This window comes from Streptomyces sp. SID14478 (assembly GCF_010548525.1).
In the GTDB taxonomy this organism is placed as follows: Bacteria; Actinomycetota; Actinomycetes; order Streptomycetales; family Streptomycetaceae; genus Streptomyces.
The window spans coordinates 17729-33929 of sequence record NZ_JAAGMG010000947.1 but is presented as its reverse complement, the minus strand read 5'-3'; the positions used below and the strand labels follow the sequence as shown (position 1 = coordinate 33929).

At 70.2% G+C, this 16201-nt stretch carries 18 protein-coding genes; 9 read left to right on the top strand and 9 right to left on the bottom strand.

Annotated elements, in window-relative coordinates; all coding sequences use genetic code 11:
- The first annotated feature begins 136 nt into the window (after nt 1-136).
- Nucleotides 137-517 (top strand): FhaA domain-containing protein, encoded by a 381-nt coding sequence (locus G3I40_RS30615; RefSeq protein WP_164305870.1) that lies wholly within the window; start codon nt 137-139, stop codon nt 515-517.
- Between the two features lie 133 nt (nt 518-650).
- On the opposite strand, the gene G3I40_RS30610 is transcribed toward G3I40_RS30615, so the two are convergent.
- Both G3I40_RS30610 and G3I40_RS30605 read right to left on the bottom strand, forming a co-directional pair.
- On the bottom strand, nt 651-1856 hold the full coding sequence (locus G3I40_RS30610) for a phosphodiester glycosidase family protein (RefSeq protein WP_164305869.1): 1206 nt from the start codon (nt 1854-1856) through the stop codon (nt 651-653).
- Between the two features lie 70 nt (nt 1857-1926).
- The gene (locus G3I40_RS30605) at nt 1927-2925 is read right to left on the bottom strand and encodes a serine hydrolase (RefSeq protein ID WP_343245066.1); all 999 of its coding nucleotides are present in this window, start codon (nt 2923-2925) and stop codon (nt 1927-1929) included.
- Nucleotides 2926-3256: 331 nt separating this feature from the next.
- Here G3I40_RS30605 and G3I40_RS46640 point away from each other — a divergent pair, with 331 nt between their 5' ends.
- The 3 genes from G3I40_RS46640 to G3I40_RS30595 all read left to right on the top strand — a co-directional run bounded on the left by G3I40_RS46640 (nt 3257) and on the right by G3I40_RS30595 (nt 4458).
- The gene (locus tag G3I40_RS46640) at nt 3257-3424 is read left to right on the top strand and encodes a hypothetical protein (protein WP_203645060.1); all 168 of its coding nucleotides are present in this window, start codon (nt 3257-3259) and stop codon (nt 3422-3424) included.
- A gap of 530 nt (nt 3425-3954) precedes the next feature.
- A complete protein-coding gene (locus G3I40_RS30600; RefSeq protein ID WP_164305868.1) occupies nt 3955-4116 on the top strand; it encodes a hypothetical protein in 162 nt (53 codons plus the stop codon).
- A 165-nt stretch (nt 4117-4281) separates the two neighbouring features.
- Nucleotides 4282-4458 (top strand): hypothetical protein, encoded by a 177-nt coding sequence (locus G3I40_RS30595; protein WP_164305867.1) that lies wholly within the window; start codon nt 4282-4284, stop codon nt 4456-4458.
- Nucleotides 4459-4527: 69 nt separating this feature from the next.
- On the opposite strand, the gene G3I40_RS48200 is transcribed toward G3I40_RS30595, so the two are convergent.
- Both G3I40_RS48200 and G3I40_RS30585 read right to left on the bottom strand, forming a co-directional pair.
- Nucleotides 4528-4725: a peptidoglycan-binding domain-containing protein gene (locus tag G3I40_RS48200; protein ID WP_164305866.1), complete on the bottom strand. Its 198-nt coding sequence runs from the start codon at nt 4723-4725 to the stop codon at nt 4528-4530.
- 608 nt (nt 4726-5333) lie between these two features.
- Nucleotides 5334-6260, bottom strand: coding sequence for an NADP-dependent oxidoreductase (locus tag G3I40_RS30585; protein WP_164305875.1), 927 nt, complete (start codon nt 6258-6260; stop codon nt 5334-5336).
- 484 nt (nt 6261-6744) lie between these two features.
- Between G3I40_RS30585 and G3I40_RS30580 the strand changes: the two genes are divergently transcribed.
- Both G3I40_RS30580 and G3I40_RS30575 read left to right on the top strand, forming a co-directional pair.
- Nucleotides 6745-6951: a hypothetical protein gene (locus tag G3I40_RS30580; protein ID WP_164305865.1), complete on the top strand. Its 207-nt coding sequence runs from the start codon at nt 6745-6747 to the stop codon at nt 6949-6951.
- A 610-nt stretch (nt 6952-7561) separates the two neighbouring features.
- Entirely contained in the window at nt 7562-7834 is a 273-nt protein-coding gene (locus G3I40_RS30575) for a hypothetical protein (protein WP_164305864.1), read from the top strand.
- Between the two features lie 62 nt (nt 7835-7896).
- Here the strand turns inward: G3I40_RS30575 and G3I40_RS30570 are convergent, their stop codons facing one another.
- The 3 genes from G3I40_RS30570 to G3I40_RS30560 form a co-directional block, all read right to left on the bottom strand.
- Nucleotides 7897-8397 (bottom strand): cupin domain-containing protein, encoded by a 501-nt coding sequence (locus G3I40_RS30570; RefSeq protein ID WP_343245065.1) that lies wholly within the window; start codon nt 8395-8397, stop codon nt 7897-7899.
- Nucleotides 8398-8574: 177 nt separating this feature from the next.
- The gene (locus tag G3I40_RS30565; protein WP_164305863.1) at nt 8575-9144 is read right to left on the bottom strand and encodes a hypothetical protein; all 570 of its coding nucleotides are present in this window, start codon (nt 9142-9144) and stop codon (nt 8575-8577) included.
- Nucleotides 9141-9416: an Ada metal-binding domain-containing protein gene (locus G3I40_RS30560; RefSeq protein ID WP_164305862.1), complete on the bottom strand. Its 276-nt coding sequence runs from the start codon at nt 9414-9416 to the stop codon at nt 9141-9143. The genes G3I40_RS30565 and G3I40_RS30560 overlap by 4 nt, the downstream gene beginning before the upstream one ends.
- Nucleotides 9417-9764: 348 nt before the next feature.
- On the opposite strand from G3I40_RS30560, the gene G3I40_RS30555 reads away from it, so the two are divergent.
- The gene (locus tag G3I40_RS30555) at nt 9765-11225 is read left to right on the top strand and encodes a hypothetical protein (RefSeq protein WP_164305861.1); all 1461 of its coding nucleotides are present in this window, start codon (nt 9765-9767) and stop codon (nt 11223-11225) included.
- Between the two features lie 164 nt (nt 11226-11389).
- Here G3I40_RS30555 and G3I40_RS30550 read toward each other — a convergent pair whose 3' ends face one another.
- On the bottom strand, nt 11390-11881 hold the full coding sequence (locus G3I40_RS30550) for a hypothetical protein (RefSeq protein WP_164305860.1): 492 nt from the start codon (nt 11879-11881) through the stop codon (nt 11390-11392).
- A 284-nt stretch (nt 11882-12165) separates the two neighbouring features.
- Here G3I40_RS30550 and G3I40_RS30545 point away from each other — a divergent pair, with 284 nt between their 5' ends.
- Nucleotides 12166-12423, top strand: a complete 258-nt coding sequence (locus tag G3I40_RS30545) for a sumo domain-containing protein (protein ID WP_164305859.1) — start codon at nt 12166-12168, stop codon at nt 12421-12423.
- Nucleotides 12424-12731: 308 nt separating this feature from the next.
- Nucleotides 12732-14054, top strand: coding sequence for a cytochrome P450 (locus tag G3I40_RS30540; RefSeq protein ID WP_343245064.1), 1323 nt, complete (start codon nt 12732-12734; stop codon nt 14052-14054).
- A gap of 162 nt (nt 14055-14216) precedes the next feature.
- On the opposite strand, the gene G3I40_RS30535 is transcribed toward G3I40_RS30540, so the two are convergent.
- Nucleotides 14217-15923: a glycoside hydrolase family 13 protein gene (locus G3I40_RS30535; RefSeq protein ID WP_164305858.1), complete on the bottom strand. Its 1707-nt coding sequence runs from the start codon at nt 15921-15923 to the stop codon at nt 14217-14219.
- Nucleotides 15924-16201 lie beyond the last annotated feature (278 nt).

The following is a 16201-nucleotide window of genomic DNA, read 5'->3' as shown; positions in this document are numbered from 1 at the left end:
ACACCGCGGCACGCCCGGCGGTAAAGGCGCCGGGCGGGCCTGCTGACCGAACGGCGCCCCGCGGAGGGGCGGGCGCCATTGGCAGTACACCCTCATGGGTGAGTGTCCGGCCGGGACCCGAGGGCAGGCGGACGTGATGGGACTTCTCGACGCCGAGCGTGTGATGGAACAGTGGATGGCCTGCCTGTGGGGCAGTGTCCGGCCGCGACGGCGGGAGCGGGGCGCCGTGGTGTCGATACTGTGCCGGGAGTGCGACGAGCGGGCCCTCATCCTGGGACGTGGACGCACGGTGGTCCCCAACACCTTCACCGTGGAGCTGCCGCACGACAGTCACGCACAACTCGCCCCGGCAAGCGTCGAATTGGGTGACTACCTGGCCAACGAAGTGCACCGGCACGCTGCCGAACAGGGCTACACGTTCGCCGGGCCCGTCGCGGTCGGCATCTGCCTGACCGAGGAAGAGGCCGTCGGGCGATTCCGCGTACACAGCCGCATCGCGCCCGCGACACGGGCCTGACGGGCCCCGACCGAACCGGACGCAGACACGCTGGAAGCCGTCGGAGCCCTGAAGGCGACGCGTTCGCCGCATCGCGGAGGGCGTCGTCCGACAACGGTCCGCGCGTCGCTCCCCGAGCCGGATCAGTGCCCGCTCAGCGTGCGTAGACGGCGACGAAGTCACGCGTGGCCTGGTGGTAGTAGCGGGTGGCCGGGTTCTCGAAGTCGAGGATGTTGGTGGGCTGGGGATTGTGCGGATCGCGGTGCGCGTCGTAGCTCATGAAGGAGGGCCAGGCGCGGTTCATGTCGAGAGGCATCGCGCGTACGGCGCCTGCTTGTTGCATGAGGTGGGCGAGGGTGGAGGCGGTGAGTGCCTGGCCGACGACCATGATGATGTCGCCTTGTGCGGTGACGCCGACGCCGGAGCGTTCGACGAACATGCGGGACTGGTCGGTGGCTCCCCAGGCGGCGTCGTCCCCGATATTGTCGACGACTTTGCCGTGGTCGACCATGAGCTCGAGGCACTGGCGCACACCGATGACGTCGGGTGTCATGCGTACGTCCCTGCCCCAGGCGCCGATCTTGATCGAGCCGTCGCGGTAGAAGACTTCGGAGGCGGCGCCGTCCCGCAGCGTGCCGACGGTTTTGCCGTCGAGGTAGAAGCCGCCGCGGGAGCCACCGTCAGTGATCTTGAATCCGCCGTTCCAGGTGGCGAGCAGCCCGGTGCGCGACCCCGGCGGGACGGAGGGCGGCGTGGTGAAGGTGGCTCCGGGCTCGCGCAGTCCGGGGTGAAGTTGGTAGCGGGTGTGTTTTCCGCTGATCCAGGCGATCGCGGCCTGGTAGGAGGTGTGGTCGCCGTCGGGTCGTACGTAGGTGCCCTGGACCAAGGGGCGGCCGTGGGCGGCGGCCAGGGTGCGCCAGACGCCTTCGCCCTTCAGGGCGGGAGAGACCAAGGGCTTCATCGGCGGCCGCAGTCGCACGTCGCCGGCGGGGGCGGCGGATCCGGCCGGTACGTTCTTCATCCGGTCCAGGTCCTTCTGGGGCAGTGAGCCGCCGACCTTGGGCGGGTCCATCTCGTACTGCGCGTTCTCCAACTGGTTCACGACCGGGCCCAGATGGTGCTCGCGGGCCCAGCCGGCCAGGCGGGCCGCGGTGCTGTCGTCGCCGGGATAGGTGAGGGCATCGGCCAGGGACCAGCCAAGAGTGCTGACGGCCAGGACGCCCGCGGCGAGCGCAGCACGCGTGGCCAGCGGATGACGGCGCAGTCGGCCGCCCTTGGGCCTCGTCTTCTTCTCACCGCCCACGACGGGTGACGTACCGGTGTCGGTAGCAGTTGCTTTGGAGGATGCGGGCGAGGGCATGTCGAGCTCTTCTCACTTAAATTCTGGACGGTGGCAGCGATGGGGGCGCTCACGTCACGGGAGCCGGGCGTCAGATCCTGGGGGAGCGTGTGCGGCGGCCGCGCCACAGCACGAGAGCGAGCCCGAGTACGGCCAGGGCGAGGAGAGCAAGGCCGGCCGGGTGGTCGTAGCTGTGTTCCTCGTCCTGCGCTGCCCGCGCGGGCGCGGCGGGGACGGGAGGCCTGCTCGGCTTTGCCGCGCCGGTGGACTTGTTCGGGGCTCCGTTGAGCAGAGCCGTCTGACGGGTCTGGGCGGCGGAGGTGAAACCCCAGTCCAGGAGGGTGCGCGCCTCGTCGTAGACGGCGTTGGCCGATCCGGCCTGGGGGTTCATGAGCGTGACCAGGATGGTGCGCGTGCCGTGTCGGGCGGCCGCGACAAGTGTGTTGCCGGCGTGGGAGGTGTAGCCGTTCTTCACGCCGATCAGCCCCGGGTACGGGGTGACGTCGTGCGAGCCGACCAGGAGCCGGTTGGTGTTCTGGATCCCGAAGGACTGGGGGCCGCCGGCGGCGGGGAACTGGGCGGTTTTGGTGCCCATGTACCGGCGGAAGTCGGGGATCTTCATCCCGGCCCGGGCGATGAGCGCGAGGTCGTAGGCCGAGGAGTACTGGCCGGGGGCGTCGAAACCGTCGGGGGAGCGGACCTCGGTGTCGCGGGCGCCGAGACGGCGTGCGGTGTCCTGTATGTCGTTGACTGTGCGGGCCAGGCCGCCGTTCATGCGCGCCAGCGTGTGCACCGCGTCGTTGCCGGAGGCGAGGAAGACGCCGCGCCACAGGTCGGCGACGGTGTAGCGGGTGCCGTCGTGCACGCCCACCAGGCTGCTGCCCGCGGCGACCTGCGCCACGTCGGAAGACGCGGCACGGTGCACCGTGGTCGCCGGGAGCTTCGGCAGCACCGTCAGGGCGAACAGGGTCTTCAGAGTGCTGGCCGGGGGCAATCGCCGGTGTGCGTCCTTGGCGGCCAGGATCCGCCCGTCGTCGGCGTCCGTCACGATCCAGGACAGGGCGGAGACGTGCGGTGCCGGGGGAACCACCTGCCGGGAGCCTACCGAGGGCTTCGGCGCGGGCGGCGCGGCCGACGCAGGCGAGCCCAGCAGCGAACTCACCGCGACGGCAGCGGTGGTGCACGCTCCTGCCAGGTGACGCCGAGTCAAGTAGCGGTAAAGTACACGCATTTCGAGCATGACGGAAACGTACGGGCAAGCTCCGCACATCGCCATCAGTAATGGGCCACACGGGAGGAACGTCGGGGTCCGGCGGCGGTGCGGCGCAAGCGGAAGAGAGGGATCGATTTTGCGCCGGGCGGAGCTTTCTGACGCAGTGAATCTTTGCCCAGAGCTTCGGGTGGACGTTACGTTGCGCGGCATGTCGGTGAGCCACGAAGGTGCGGCTGGCGCAGAGCGGCCTGCGCGGGAGTTGAACGACCGTATTCGCGTTCTGATGGCCGGTGGCGGCCGCCTCAGCGAGGCGCAGCGCCAGGAGTACGAGCAGTTGATCGCGGCCTGGGCTCAGGCTGTGCAGGAGGAAGGGTGAGGGCTCGGGGGTGTGCACCACTGGTGCCGGTTCGAGGAGTCCGGCTCCGAGCCCTCACGTGAGCTGTCTCCCGGGGAAGGTGGACGTGCGCTCGCGACCTTCAACGCGGCGGCACCGCCGGTGGTTACGGTCGTCTTCGGGACGGTGAGACTGTGCCCGGCGGGACTGGGCCTCCCGGCCTCCGCGCCCCGGGCGGGGTGGGATGCCGACTGATCGGGCGCCGGCCCTCCTCGAGGTCTGGCCGTACGCGGCTGTGGATGGCGGGACGGCGGCACCGCACGTGAGACCGGTTGAGCGGCTGAAGGACGCGATGTCTGCATGCGAGCAGCCGACTGTTGCCCGGGATGAGTACCGGGCCTACCCGGAATACCTGATGCATGGCCGCGTCGAGGGTGCTCCGGCGGGCCGGTCTTGCCGCTGCAGGGGCGGGTTCCGGCCAGACTCCAGGGGCGGGCCCATGGTTCGGCCGTCTCCTGTTGAATACTCGTCAGCAAGGCCGGAGGCGGCCGCTGAATGACGGGGAACGAGGCATGAGTCGGCAAAGGCTCGGGGCGAGCGGGGACATGTTGAACGCCTACCGCAAGTATCTGGATCACGTCATGACCTGCGCGGGATGCGGTGACCGCGCCGGCCTGTGCGTGATCGGCAAGGGGCTCCACCGCGCTTACAGGGCGGCGACCTCGGAGAACTGACCCTGCCGTGTCCAGCCTGTTCGGTGGCAGACACGGTTCAGCGCGGCGGCTCGTACGTTCTCGGCGCAACGGGTGTGGAGGGCAGCCTGCACTGCACCCGGCACTGATCGACCGCTTGACCGGGGCGCGCCGGAGTGCGGGCGCGAGGGATCGCGTCCTTGCCTCATGACTCTTCCGGATCTGGACGATCTCATCGCGGAAGTCGACCGGAGGTGCGCCACCGCGGACCGCGTCGGCGGACAAGAACAGCCCGACTGGCTCGCCCTGCTCACAGTGGCTGCCCAACTCGCGAAGGAGGAGCGCAGCAGACGCTGGTGGGGATCTCTGGCTGTCGCACCGTGACGTTGTGGCGAACGGGGCTCGGGGTCGCGCTGCTCACCTGAAGACCATGCACCGTCCATGGGACGCAGATCACCCCTGCGCCGAACCGGCACCTGCCGTTTCGGCTTCCACGACGGCCCGTGTCCGTTCCCCGTACACGCCGGGCGTCTCCGGAACGGCGCGCGCCTGCTGGATCCGTGTCACTGCCGCGGCCACTTCCTCGGAGTAGTAGCCGTCGACCGGGCCGATGTACAACTGCAGTTGTCGCAGCCGCTGTTGGACGTCCACGACCCGATCGCTGCGAGCGCCGACGCTCAGCGTCGGGGGTGCGCTGGGCGCTGCTGTTCGGGGTTCGGCGCGGGCTGCCCGCTGGGGAGCGCGGGGCGGTGAAGCGGTGTGCGGCGCCCGGGGCGTCGGCTGTGCAGGTGCCGGCGAAGCCGCTGCCCACGGAGGTGCGATCGGCTTCTGGAGCGGGACCGGCGGTTGCCGGCCGGCCGTCGGCGCGGGGGGTTCGGTGCGCGGTGGGTTCCTGACCACCACCGCAGTGGCGACGGCGGCCAGAGCCCCGGCGGCGAGGCCGAACCGGACCAGCGTGCGCCCCCGCGCGACGGGCATCCTGTGCCGGCCCCCGGACTGCCCCCGCGCACTGCCCGGATCGCACGGAGCGGACGGGCCGGAAGCAGCGGCCGCCTTCCCTACGTGCAGGGGGTGGACGGCACGTCCCGCATCAGCAATCTCGAACCTCATGAAGTCGAACGTAAGGCCGGGGCACCCGCTTGCAGCTCTCACCAGGGCTCAGAAGAAGATCCTTAAGGTCGCCTTGATCATTCGCTGAGTCGCGGTTAAGCGGTACCCGCGGCCGCCGGCCGTCCGACCTCACCCGCCTTCTGCGTCCGTCACTCGCCCGAGACGCGGACCAGGATCTTGCCGTGCACGTGTCCCGTCCTGCTGAGGTCGAAGGCCTCCCCAGTGCGCTCCAGGTCGAAGGTCTCGGCCACCGGCACCCGCAGCTTTCCCTCGTCCGCGAGAGCGGCCAGCGCGCGCAGCCCCGCGGCGTCGGGGCGGGCCCACATCCACTGACCGCCCGCAGCCATGACGTCCGGGTCGGCGATCGACGCGTGCCGTCCGCCGTCCTTCAGTACCGCGCGGGTGGTGTCCAGCACCCCGCCGACGTAGTCGACGACCACGTCCACGCCCTCGGGCGCGAGCGCCTTGACCCGGTCGACGAGGCCGTCCCCGTAGCTGACCGGCTCGGCCCCGAGATCCCTGAGCCGGTCATGGTTGCTCTCGGACGCCGTGCCGATGACGCGGGCTCCCAGCGCCCGGGCGATCTGCACACCGAACGTGCCGACTCCGCCCGAGGCCCCGTGGACCAGCACGGTGTCGCCGCTGCCCGTGTCCAGGCGGGTCAGCGTCTGGTAGGCGGTCAGCCCCGCCAGGGGAATCCCCGCCGCCTCGCCCCAGTTCAGGGACCGCGGTTTGGCGGCCAGGGCGCGCACGGGGACGGTCACGAACTCCGCGAACGTTCCTCCGTGCACGTAGTCCTTGCGGGCATAGGCGAAGACCTCGTCCCCCGGCTCGAACTCGGGGGTGTCGATGCCCACCCGCTCCACGACGCCGGAGACGTCCCACCCGGGAATCACCGGGAAGAAGGTGTCCATCATCCCGTCGAGGCCGCCGGACATCACCTTCCAGTCGACCGGGTTCACGGCGGCGTACCGCACCCGCACGAGCACCTCGCCGGGCCCCACCTTCGGCACCGGCCGCTCGCTCAACGACAGGACGTCGCTCGCCCCGTACTTCTCGTAGGTCATGGCCTTCATCGTGGCCTGCTCGCCCTGGTCGTCGCCCATAGCTCACTTCCGCCGGATCTGCGTGGGGGTCGATGTACGTCGATATACATGGAGATCGGAAACGCCTCTCCGGTACCCATGCTTGCCGCAGGCAGTCGACCCGGCCACCGGTGCGGGTGGCCGTTGCAGATTACGAAGGAATGTGCGACTGCGAGTCTGGCTTGCGACCTGACGTGTCGGGCACCCGGAGCAGAGGAGTTGCACTGACCCGGGATGGCGTCGTCGCGCGGGTGTCGCTCTCCTGCCAGGTCAGGGGCTTGATCGCGGAGTACTGCCCTGTCCCGGACGCTATTGGGCGAGCACCGCAGCGCATGTGTGGCCCAGCGCGCCGATGACAGTTCTCGTCTTCGTCGAACGAGTCCTCTCCACGGATTTGGACAGTACGGAACCGGTCTGGCAGCCTCGGCTGTCCGACCCCCGATGACGCCGGAAGGCGGTGCGGAAGATGACCGAGGTGAGCACGCGCAGCGTCCGGGACGCCGCTGTCGCCACGCGCCTGCGCAGGACGACCGCCCTGGACGTGCCCGAGGAGTTCGAGACGTGGTCCGTCGCGGACCTGGCGGACTGGCTCCACGACACGGAGGACGACCCGCAGGTGTCCGACGAGGACTTCTACCAGGCCCGCAAAGCCGTACAGCTGCTCGGAGTTGAGGACGTCTGACCGGTGAGCGGCGGTCACCGGTCAGCGCGGTTCTTCAGTACGTCTTGAGCTGCCCGGGCCGCTCGAAGTAGAAGCCGCAGGGCCTCTGCCACTCGCCGCCGCCCTCTCCGGAGGGGTCGCGGCACCGGTTCAGTCGCAGCGTCTCCGGGCGCGCAGTACGCCTCAGCGGCGGGGGTGGTCGTGCGGTGCCGCGGTGCAGCAGCCGCTACGGCGCATCGCGTGCGCGACAGCACGCCTGGAGGTGGGTCCGGCCGGGGCGGGCCGTGGCCCACTGCCGACAAGACGCGAGGCCGCACCTGACGGGACCTCCTCAAGCTCGCCGACAGGCCCCGCCACACTGAAGCGCCTGCGGGCCCACCCCGGCAAGCCCAGAGCGTCGGCGTCTGAGCGCACTCGGCCGCACCGGGGAGGTCCTGCTCAGGCAGGCCGCCCCGGCGTCCGTGCAAGTCGCCGCAGGCAGGCACTCCGGGCCTTGAGGCGCGACAGGGCATGCGTGACGTTGCCGGCGGCCTGGATTGGTCGGAATGCTGTCCCCGGGCCGTGGGGGCTGTCATACGTTGGCGTTCGACGTGCCGCCAGGGACGGCGGGCAGCGGTGTCAGGGGGAGACCATGGCGACTTACTCGATTTCGATCAGACTGCAGCGTACGAGCGTTGAGGAGCGCTACGTCTCCGTGCCGGTCACTGACGCGGTGATGCGGACGGAGCCCAATGCGGACGGCACCTACGGTCTCGACACGGAGAAGCTTCTTGCAGCCGCGATCGAGCTCGGGCAGGACGACGCCGATTGGTCGTCAGAGGCCCGAGAAGTGACGATCCATCCGATACAGAAGGCCCCTGACGACGTCCAGACCGGGCTCGACGCGGCGCAGGACGCGTCGTAGATCTGCACCTCACGCCTTCGGCGTGACCGTGTCGGCCACCGCGAGTACGCGAACGACACGGGCTACTTGGCGGCTTGGAGAGCGGCCTGCCAGACAGGGCTGTCGACGTAGTGGTTGTCGTACAGCTCCGAGGACTTCTTGATCTCCTCGAAGCCGGCCTCACCGCGCATCACGCGGCCCAGCAGGCGCAGGTAGTCGAAGCGCGGCATGCCCGGGCTGAAGACGAACAGCACGTCCGCCTCGTGGCCGGGGGCCGCGGCGAAGGCGTGCGGGGTGTGCGGCGGGACCAGGAGGAAGTCGCCCTTGTCCAGGATCTTCACCTCGTCGTCGACCAGCACTTGCAGGGCGCCGTCGAGGACGAAGAACAGCTCGGATGCCTTGGTGTGGAAGTGCGCGGGAGCGCCGATGGCACCTTTCGTGAAGGTGGAGCGGTAGCTGGTGAGGTCGCTGCCGCCGTTGCTGTAGTCGGCGAGCAGGGTCATCACGCTGCTGGGGTCCGCGGTGGTCTCGGCGGTGGCGGCGCGAGTGAGGACGGGGCGGGGTGCGTTCTGCGTGGTCGTCACGGTGTTTCCTGCCTGTGAGCTGCGGTTCCGGGCTCTCCCGGCTCCTTGTGGACACAACTCTACGGAGCCAATAGACCTGCGTAGTGGTGCATTTGACGTCCCATTTGATGGGTCAATTCAACGCCACCCGAACCCCGCGGAAGCGGCGAGGAAGCCCTTCTCCTGAGGGTGAGCAGCTCAAGGCTGCTTGTGTCCGGGCCCGATCTGCTTCGGTGGTCGCTGCGCCGGACCGTCAGTCCGTACGAGCCACTCGCGCTCGAAACGCCAGGTACCGCCGTCGGCCGCGGCGCCCCGCATCCCGTGCAGGACACCGCGGCCCGTCAGTGCAGGGAGACGTGAGTCGGCCAGCGAGGCGAAGCCGAAGGTGCGGGCCGGGTCCCAGCTGCCCTCGCGACACAATCGCCGTGCCAGTTGCGCATATCCGATCAGGCCGGCCGCGATGACCCACGCGTCGGGAGTTTGGGCGGTCAGTCGCCGGGCGGGCCGCAGCCAAGAGGCCGCCTCCTCGGGCCAGTCGGCGACGGTGAGGATCGTGCCGCCTCGGGCCTCCCACGCGCACGCGAACGCACGTGCCGCGGCGACCGACGCCGTGTCACGGCTGTGCCCGACGGCAACGGATGTCAGGCCGGGGCGCTCCGCCGTCAACAGGCCGACGAGTGCGGTGAGTTCGCGGACGGTATGGGTCGCGGGCGCGCAGACGGGTCCGAGACCGACGGCCGCCGTGCGACCGACGAGAGGTGAGGTCATGACGTACCCTCCGGCCGCCCGACCCTCCACTGCCGGTAGGCCGCAGGCAGACACACGGAACACGGTCGGTACCCCGCACTGACCGCCGTGGCCTCGTCGGCGAAGAAGACCCGCTGCGTCGCGTACTGCCCGCGCGCCAGTGCCCGCAGCGCCGAAGGACAGTCGAGCCGTCCGTACAATCTCGTCCGGCGGTGCCCACCCACTCGCCCGGCCACCGCGCTCGCATAGGGCTGGTCCGCCCCGTCGCGCAGCGTGTACACAGATCCACCCATTTCCTCTGTTCCTCCTTCCCTGTACGAGAATCCCCGCTCTGACGGTCGTTTTCCGGCGGCATTCGGACATGGCGCTCGCGCGCTCGGCACCGCCATGCCGGTGGTCTGGGCCGGCACACCGGTGGCAGGGTCCGTCTCAGGTCGGCCTGGCCACCGCCCGCGCCGGTCAGAGGTTTTGGCGTCTGCCGTCTGCATTTTTCGGCCCTCGTGGCGTAGAAACGCCGTACATCCTCCGTGTCCCGGGCGTGCGCGGCCGAACGGAGGGAACGCGGAGTGCCTCGCGAGACGGGCAGTACGGCGCGTCTCCCGCACCCAGCCGCGACACGCGGCGCTCTTTGGGAGTCACTCATGCCGCAGCCGGACGCGTTCCACGACCTCGGTGCCCTGCATCTGGACGACCAGGGCGCGTTCGATCCCGACCGGCTGGACGAGGTGCGTGCGGCCGTGCGCGACAAGGGTGTTCGCGACCTGTACGTCCTTGCCCACGGCGCCCACAACGACGAGGCGGTGAGTGGCGCCACGGACGACGCGTACCGCGCCTTGCTCGCCGAGGCCTGGCAGGACAAGCCCGGGCACGCGGGCCTCGTGAGTGTGCACTGGCCGTCGATGTGCTTCCGCGACGAAGGACTGCCCGGGGGAGCGGAATCCTCCGACACCGCCGGGATCGACCAGGACACGGCCGAGGACCTGGTGCGCCTACTGCCCGCCAGCGCGTACCCGTTGGCCACGATCATCGATCTGCTCCGCGAGCGCCCGGAGCGCGAGAGCGCCCTCGACGACTTCGGAACGGCCCTGCGCCGCCTGGCCGAACTCCCCCTGCAGGACCCGGTCACCGCCTTCGCCGCCGACACGGAGGGCGAGATACTGCCCCAGTCCGACCCGTTGATGCTGTTCGAGGACACGCGGACCATGTGCGCCGAGTTCGCCGGCGCGGTCGAGGACCTGCGCCGGGCCCAGGACACGCAGGCCGGCAAACCCGCCAGGCACGAGTCCGGCTCCGAGGGACCCGATGTGTCCGAAGAGGGCACCATCGCGGAGGTCCGGGTCGCGGGACCCCGCCCCGCACGGCCCCTGAGCGACCGCGTGGACAGGGCCGGAACGGTCGCGGCCGGCGGGTCGCTGGGCGAACAGGCCCGCGCTGCCGACTTCGCCTCGTTGTGGGACGGCGCCCACGAACTCTTCCGTCAGGGCGTGCGCCACGTGCTGCGCCGGCGCGCCGGACTCGTCGGGCAACTGGGCCTCGGACCCTGTCTGCCGAGGCTCGCCGAGGGCTCGGACGTGCGCCTGCACCTCGTCGGCCACGGACTCGGCGGGCGCCTCGCCGGATTCGCGCTGCGCGGTCTGGAGGACAGCGGCGCCGAGCCGGTCCTGCTGGCCTCGCTCACGCTCGTGCAGGGGGAGATGTCGCACTTCGCCTTCGCCGACAGCCTGCCGCAACAGGTGTCGGGCCACGGGGCGCTGTGGAGCCTGCAACGTCTGGTGCAGGGACCGGTCGTCTGTACGTACTCGCACCTCGACTTCCACCTCGGCGTGATGTATCCGCTGTCCGCCCAAATGATCGGAGACTCCGCCGAGCTGGCGACAATGGGACGCAAGTGGGGCGCGCTCGGCTTCGACGGGCTCCAGGGCGTCGAAGGCCCCGCCCCCGTATCCCTGAAGGACATGGCGGAGCGGGAACCGGGCAACGCCGCCTACCTCAACGTGGACATCTCCGAAGCGATGGACTCCGTCCGACTGCCCATGGGCGGCCACCACGACGTCTTCCATCCCGGGGTCGGACTGCTGCTGCGCCGGGTCGCAGAAGGCTGAGTCGACGTCAACGGCACGGCCGCGCGGCGCCGGGAACGCACGCCCGACGCTCGGAGCAAATCGCGCCGCCGGGTGGCCTGTTGGACGACACATACGGACAACGCCCCCTCAGCGGTCACTGCCGAAGGCAGGGGTCGCGGCGCACCAGCTGCGCAGTAGGCCGATCAGGACGGACCGGGCTGTCGTCCTGTTCTCGGGCAGCGACTCGCTTCCGGCTTCGCGTCTACGCCGTCATCCGCTTCAGCGGGACGTGGATCCGCGTCCTCTGCCTCGGTTCGGTCCACTTCGCAGTCGACGAGGTGCTGCTCGCGGGCATCGTCCGCATCTGCGCGGCCGAGCCTGGCGTCGACCCGGTCCAGCCTTGCCGCGGAACTCTCCACCGCGGCGCGGGAACGCTCCAGTGCCTCGTAGGCCCGGCGGCGCGGGGCGGGCGTAGGAACACCGGCCACCCGGAGTCGGCGATCGACCTTCTGCTCCGCCTCGTCAAGGCGTTGTTCCCGCTCGTCGGCCAGCTGCTCGCGCTCGTCGGCGCGGGAGTCACGGCGTGCGGCGTGCTGGTCCCGCCGGTCGGCGGCGGCATCACGGCGATCGGCGCTCCTGGTGCGCTCATCCCGGCGGGCGAGCTTGTCCTCACGCCCCGGGTCTCCTCGGCTCACCTCACAAGTGTGCGCCCGGGAGCGTGAGAGACCAAGAAGTACGAGACATCGTCGGCCCGCCCGTGCGGCATCCTGTAGCGGCTCCGATCCTTCGCGGTCCCGCACCTTTGTCCGCTTTGTCCGCCGCCGGATGGGACGCATGACGTCTTCTGACCGTAGCTGTGCCGACCGTTCGCTCGCGATGGTGATTTGCCAGGGACTGAGGGGTGTGTCCGGTCGAACACCGAGGGTAGAACGATCTTGTGCGGCAGAGCGCCGTGCCCTCGCCGGAAGGTGGACGCCCCATGAGTGATACGCGCATACGTCTGCGGGTCCGTAGTGCGGACGGCAGGGAGCACGCTTTCCCTGTCTCGGCCACCGACCCCTTCCAGGGGATCATGCAGCGTTATGCCGAGGTCACCGAGCAGGATCAGGCAGGCATCGCGTTCACGTACGAAGGCACGCGGCTGCTTTCCACGTCCACACCTCACGAACTGAAGATGTCCGATGACGACCTCATCCAGGCCGAGACAGCACCCGAGCCCGATCGGCAGGACAGTTGAGCCCGCCTCGTCCCTCGGTATCGCGTCGTTCTCGCCGCCCGGCCACAAACAGGGCGTGGGCAAAGACCGCCACTGGGGCCGACGGGGCGTCTGCGCTCCGCGGGTCTCAGGGCCCCAGAGCGCGGGTCCGTCCCGTCCGCCTCCGGAAAGCACGCTGCCCGGTCAGATAGTGACTCGCCCCGCGAACGCACCACGGAGTTCAACACGCCCGCCCTGGCCGTCGGGGCGTGTGCTTGAGGGAGCCGCACGGGTGATGACCGATGGGATTGTCGTGTCGGTCAGGCCGGTGCCAGGGGCCGGGTGGGGTGATGGGTGCCGAGGTCCGGCCACCGGCTGAAGAGGTCGGCCTCGTAGTGGGCGCCCGCGTCGACGGGCGCAAGCGCGACAAGGTACGCAGGAGAGAGGCCCCGATGACGTTCGAGCCCACGACGACTTCGCCGCCTGAGGTGCGCTTCTGGCCGGTGGACGACCTGCCGGGCCTGCAGCCGGACCCGCTCTTCGACGAAGTCCTGCGCGAGGAACCTGTCACCCGCATCAAACTGCCGCACGGCTCCGGTGACGCCTGGCTCGTCACGCGATACGAGGACGTCCGCTTCGTCACCTCCGACCCCAGGTTCTCCCGGGAGCAGGTGGTCGGCTGCCCCGTGACGACGATGACTCCCACCCCGGTGGCGTCCCAGACAGCCGGACTGCAGTACATCGACGCCCCGCGCCACACCCGTCTGCGGCGCGTGGTCGCCCGCGCGTTCACCGCCCGCAGCATGCAACGCCTTCGCCCCATGGCCGAACGCACCGCACACGCCCTGCTCGACGGCATGGAACAGTCCGGCTCCCCGGCCGATCTGATGGAACACCTGCACACGCCCTTCCCCATCGCCGTCGTCTGCTACTTCCTGGGCGCCGACGAGGACGACTGGCACGCGTGGGCCGACAACTCCCGCGTGATGCTGTCGAAAACAGACGACAAGGACGCCGTCCAGGCCGCCCGTGCGGACACGCGGAGCCGGGTCGTCGCACTACTGCGGCGCCGGCGCACCGACCCCGGGGACGACCTGGCGGGCGTCCTGGCACAGGCCGCTGCTTCAGGTGAGATCACCGACGACGAGGCGCTCTCCCTCGCCATGGCCGTCTACGTCAGCGGCGGCCACGCCGTCGCCAACAACAGCGGTTCCATGATGTACGCGCTGCTCACCCACCCCGACCACCTGGACCGGCTGCGCCGCGATCCGGAAGTGGTCCCCGCCGCGGTGGAAGAGTTGTACCGCTACGTGCCGCACCGCAACGGAGTCGGTATCCCGCGGATCGCCACTGAGGACGTTCCTGTCGGCGGGCACGTCATTCCCAAGGGAGACGTGGTCTACAACGCCTACGTGGCGGCCAACCGCGATCCCGAGGTCTTCCCCGACCCGGATCTGCTGGACTTCGACCGCCAGGGCCCGGGGCATCTCGCGTTCGGGCACGGCCCCCACTACTGCCTCGCGTCCCTCATGGCCCGCATGGAAGCGGAAGTCATGATCACCGTCCTCCTCGAACGCTTCCCGCGCCTGCGGCTCGCTGTGCCGAAGGACGAGGTGGAATTCCAGCGCGAAGGCCTGATCCGCGGACCGAGCACGCTGCCTGTCGCCTGGTGACCGTCCCTGCGCCGGACCGGCGCACCGGCTCCGACTGACCATCGCACGGGGTGTGTTCGCAGGCGGGCCGCCGCCCGTTCCTCTTCCCAGGGGGCCATCGCCCGTCCCCGTTTCCCACCGTGTCGGTGGAGTGCCGGGCTGCTCACCGCGTCCACGCGCGACTCAAGAAGCCGCACCGTCTTCGCGTCCAAGCACGGGACCTTGGCGTGATCCCGGCGCCTGCTGCGGTGCGGAGCGACCGGCCTGCGTGAGCCATGCGCAGGCGTCCTGGGGGAGTTGGTCGTTGTTCAGGGGCGAGCTGGTGAGGTGTACGTCGTTCGCGTGGGGGAGGGGGATGGGGTATTCGCCGAAGTTGACGACACAGGTGAAGGCTCCGCGGGTGAAGGCCAGGACGTCGTCGCCCAGGTCGAGCCACGCCAGGGGAGCGGTGAGCGACGGCATGTGGTCGGCGCGCCAGGCCAGGGCGTTGCGGTACAGGTGGAGCATGGAGGTGGGATCGCCCTCTTGGCGTTGGGCCGTGAGGCGGTGCCAGGAGGCGGGTTGGGGGAGCCAGGCCGTGTCGTGGCTGGTGAAGCCGAAGGGCGGGGTGTCCTCGGACCAGGGCAGGGGGACGCGGCAGCCGTCGCGGCCCTGGGCGGGGGCGTTGGGGCGGTTGCCGGCGGGGTCGTGGACGGACGTGAGGGGGAGGTCGTCGACCTCGGCGAGACCGAGTTCTTCGCCCTGGTAGAGGAAGGCGGGCCCGGGCAGGGCGAGGGTGAGCAGGAGGGCGGCCCGGGCGCGCGTGTAGCCGGCGCGGTGGTGGGTGTCGAGGGGCCCGGCGACGAAGGTGCCGTCCATGTGGAAGGAGCTGTCCTCACGTCCGAAGCGGGTGAGGTGGCGCACGGTGTCGTGGTTGGACAGGACCCAGGCGGTCGGCGCGATGACGTCCTGGCTGCCGGTGAGCGAGTCGGCGATGATCTGCCGGAGTTCCCCGGCGCGCCAGCCGCTGGTGAGATAGGGGAAGTTGAAGGTGCAGTGGAGCTCGTCGGCGCGGACGTAGCGGTCGCGTTGTGCGGTGGTGGGCAGGTGGACCTCGCCGATGAGGAAACGGTTTCCCGGGTAGCTGTCGCTCAGGGCACGCAAGGCTCGGTAGATCTCGTGGACGTGGTGCCGGTCCTGGTAGGGGAGTTGGGCCGGCGGTGCGTCTGGGTCGACGTCGGGCAGGGCGGGGTCCTTGGCGGGGAAGGGTGCCGCGTCGACGCGGAATCCGTCCGCCCCGCGTTCGAGCCAGAAGCGGACGGTGTGGGCGAAGTCCGCGCGGACGTCGGGGTGGTTCCAGTTGAGGTCGGGCTGGTGGCGGGAGAACAGGTGCAGGTACCAGGGGCCGGGGGTGCCGTCCGGTTCGGTGATCCGCGTCCAGGCCGGTCCGCCGAACTGGGAGGGCCAGTCGTTGGGAGGCCGGGAGCCGTCGGGTCCCTTGCCCGGACGGAACCAGAAGCGGTCGCGTGCAGGTGCGCCGGGGCCCTGCGCAGTCGCTTGGCGGAACCAGGGATGTTGTTCCGAACAGTGGTTGGGGACCAGATCGAGGACCATGCGCAGGCCGGCCTCGTGTGTCTCGGCCAGCAGCGACTCGGCCTCCTCGATGGTGCCGAACAGCGGGTCGATGGCACGGTGGTCGCTCACGTCGTAGCCGCCGTCGGCCATGGGGGAGGCGTACCAGGGGGTCACCCACAGTGCGTCGACGCCCAGGGCCTTGAGGTAGGGCAGTCGGGCGCGCAGTCCGGCGAGGTCGCCGACCCCGTCTCCGTTGCCGTCGGCGAAGCTCCTGAGATAGACCTGGTAGAAGACGGCCTGGCTCCACCAGGGCGGCGCTGAGTCATGAACGGTCATGGCTTGTGCTCCGGGGGATCGGCGGGCGGACGAGGGGTCCTCGGTCGGCGGGAGGCCCGCGGTGCGGGGTGAGTGATACGCCGCTGGGTCGGCGGGGCCGTGTCCGCGCGACCGAGGCGAGGTTCAGCACCCCGGTCGGTGTCGCGCCGCGGGACGGCGATCGCCTCAGTGTGCGCAGCAGGCGTCGGCGTGGCGCCAGACCGGCCGCGGGTGAACCGGTAGCGCGCACTCCGTCCGGGGCGTGCGCGGCGTACGAAGTCTGCTGCTCGGGTTGTTGA

Excerpts from the sequence above, each read along its gene's own strand:
- G3I40_RS30535 (WP_164305858.1), bottom strand. The coding sequence starts at position 15,923 with ATGACCGTTCATGACTCAGCGCCGCCCTGGTGGAGCCAGGCCGTCTTC.
- G3I40_RS30555 (WP_164305861.1), top strand. The coding sequence starts at position 9,765 with ATGCCGCAGCCGGACGCGTTCCACGACCTCGGTGCCCTGCATCTGGAC.
- G3I40_RS30600 (WP_164305868.1), top strand. The coding sequence starts at position 3,955 with ATGAGTCGGCAAAGGCTCGGGGCGAGCGGGGACATGTTGAACGCCTAC.
- G3I40_RS30575 (WP_164305864.1), top strand. The coding sequence starts at position 7,562 with ATGGCGACTTACTCGATTTCGATCAGACTGCAGCGTACGAGCGTTGAG.
- G3I40_RS30540 (WP_343245064.1), top strand. The coding sequence starts at position 12,732 with ATGGGTGCCGAGGTCCGGCCACCGGCTGAAGAGGTCGGCCTCGTAGTG.
- G3I40_RS30565 (WP_164305863.1), bottom strand. The coding sequence starts at position 9,144 with ATGACCTCACCTCTCGTCGGTCGCACGGCGGCCGTCGGTCTCGGACCC.
- G3I40_RS30595 (WP_164305867.1), top strand. The coding sequence starts at position 4,282 with ATGACTCTTCCGGATCTGGACGATCTCATCGCGGAAGTCGACCGGAGG.
- G3I40_RS30610 (WP_164305869.1), bottom strand. The coding sequence starts at position 1,856 with ATGCCCTCGCCCGCATCCTCCAAAGCAACTGCTACCGACACCGGTACG.
- G3I40_RS30560 (WP_164305862.1), bottom strand. The coding sequence starts at position 9,416 with ATGGGTGGATCTGTGTACACGCTGCGCGACGGGGCGGACCAGCCCTAT.
- G3I40_RS46640 (WP_203645060.1), top strand. The coding sequence starts at position 3,257 with ATGTCGGTGAGCCACGAAGGTGCGGCTGGCGCAGAGCGGCCTGCGCGG.
- G3I40_RS30585 (WP_164305875.1), bottom strand. The coding sequence starts at position 6,260 with ATGAAGGCCATGACCTACGAGAAGTACGGGGCGAGCGACGTCCTGTCG.
- G3I40_RS30545 (WP_164305859.1), top strand. The coding sequence starts at position 12,166 with ATGAGTGATACGCGCATACGTCTGCGGGTCCGTAGTGCGGACGGCAGG.
- G3I40_RS30615 (WP_164305870.1), top strand. The coding sequence starts at position 137 with ATGGGACTTCTCGACGCCGAGCGTGTGATGGAACAGTGGATGGCCTGC.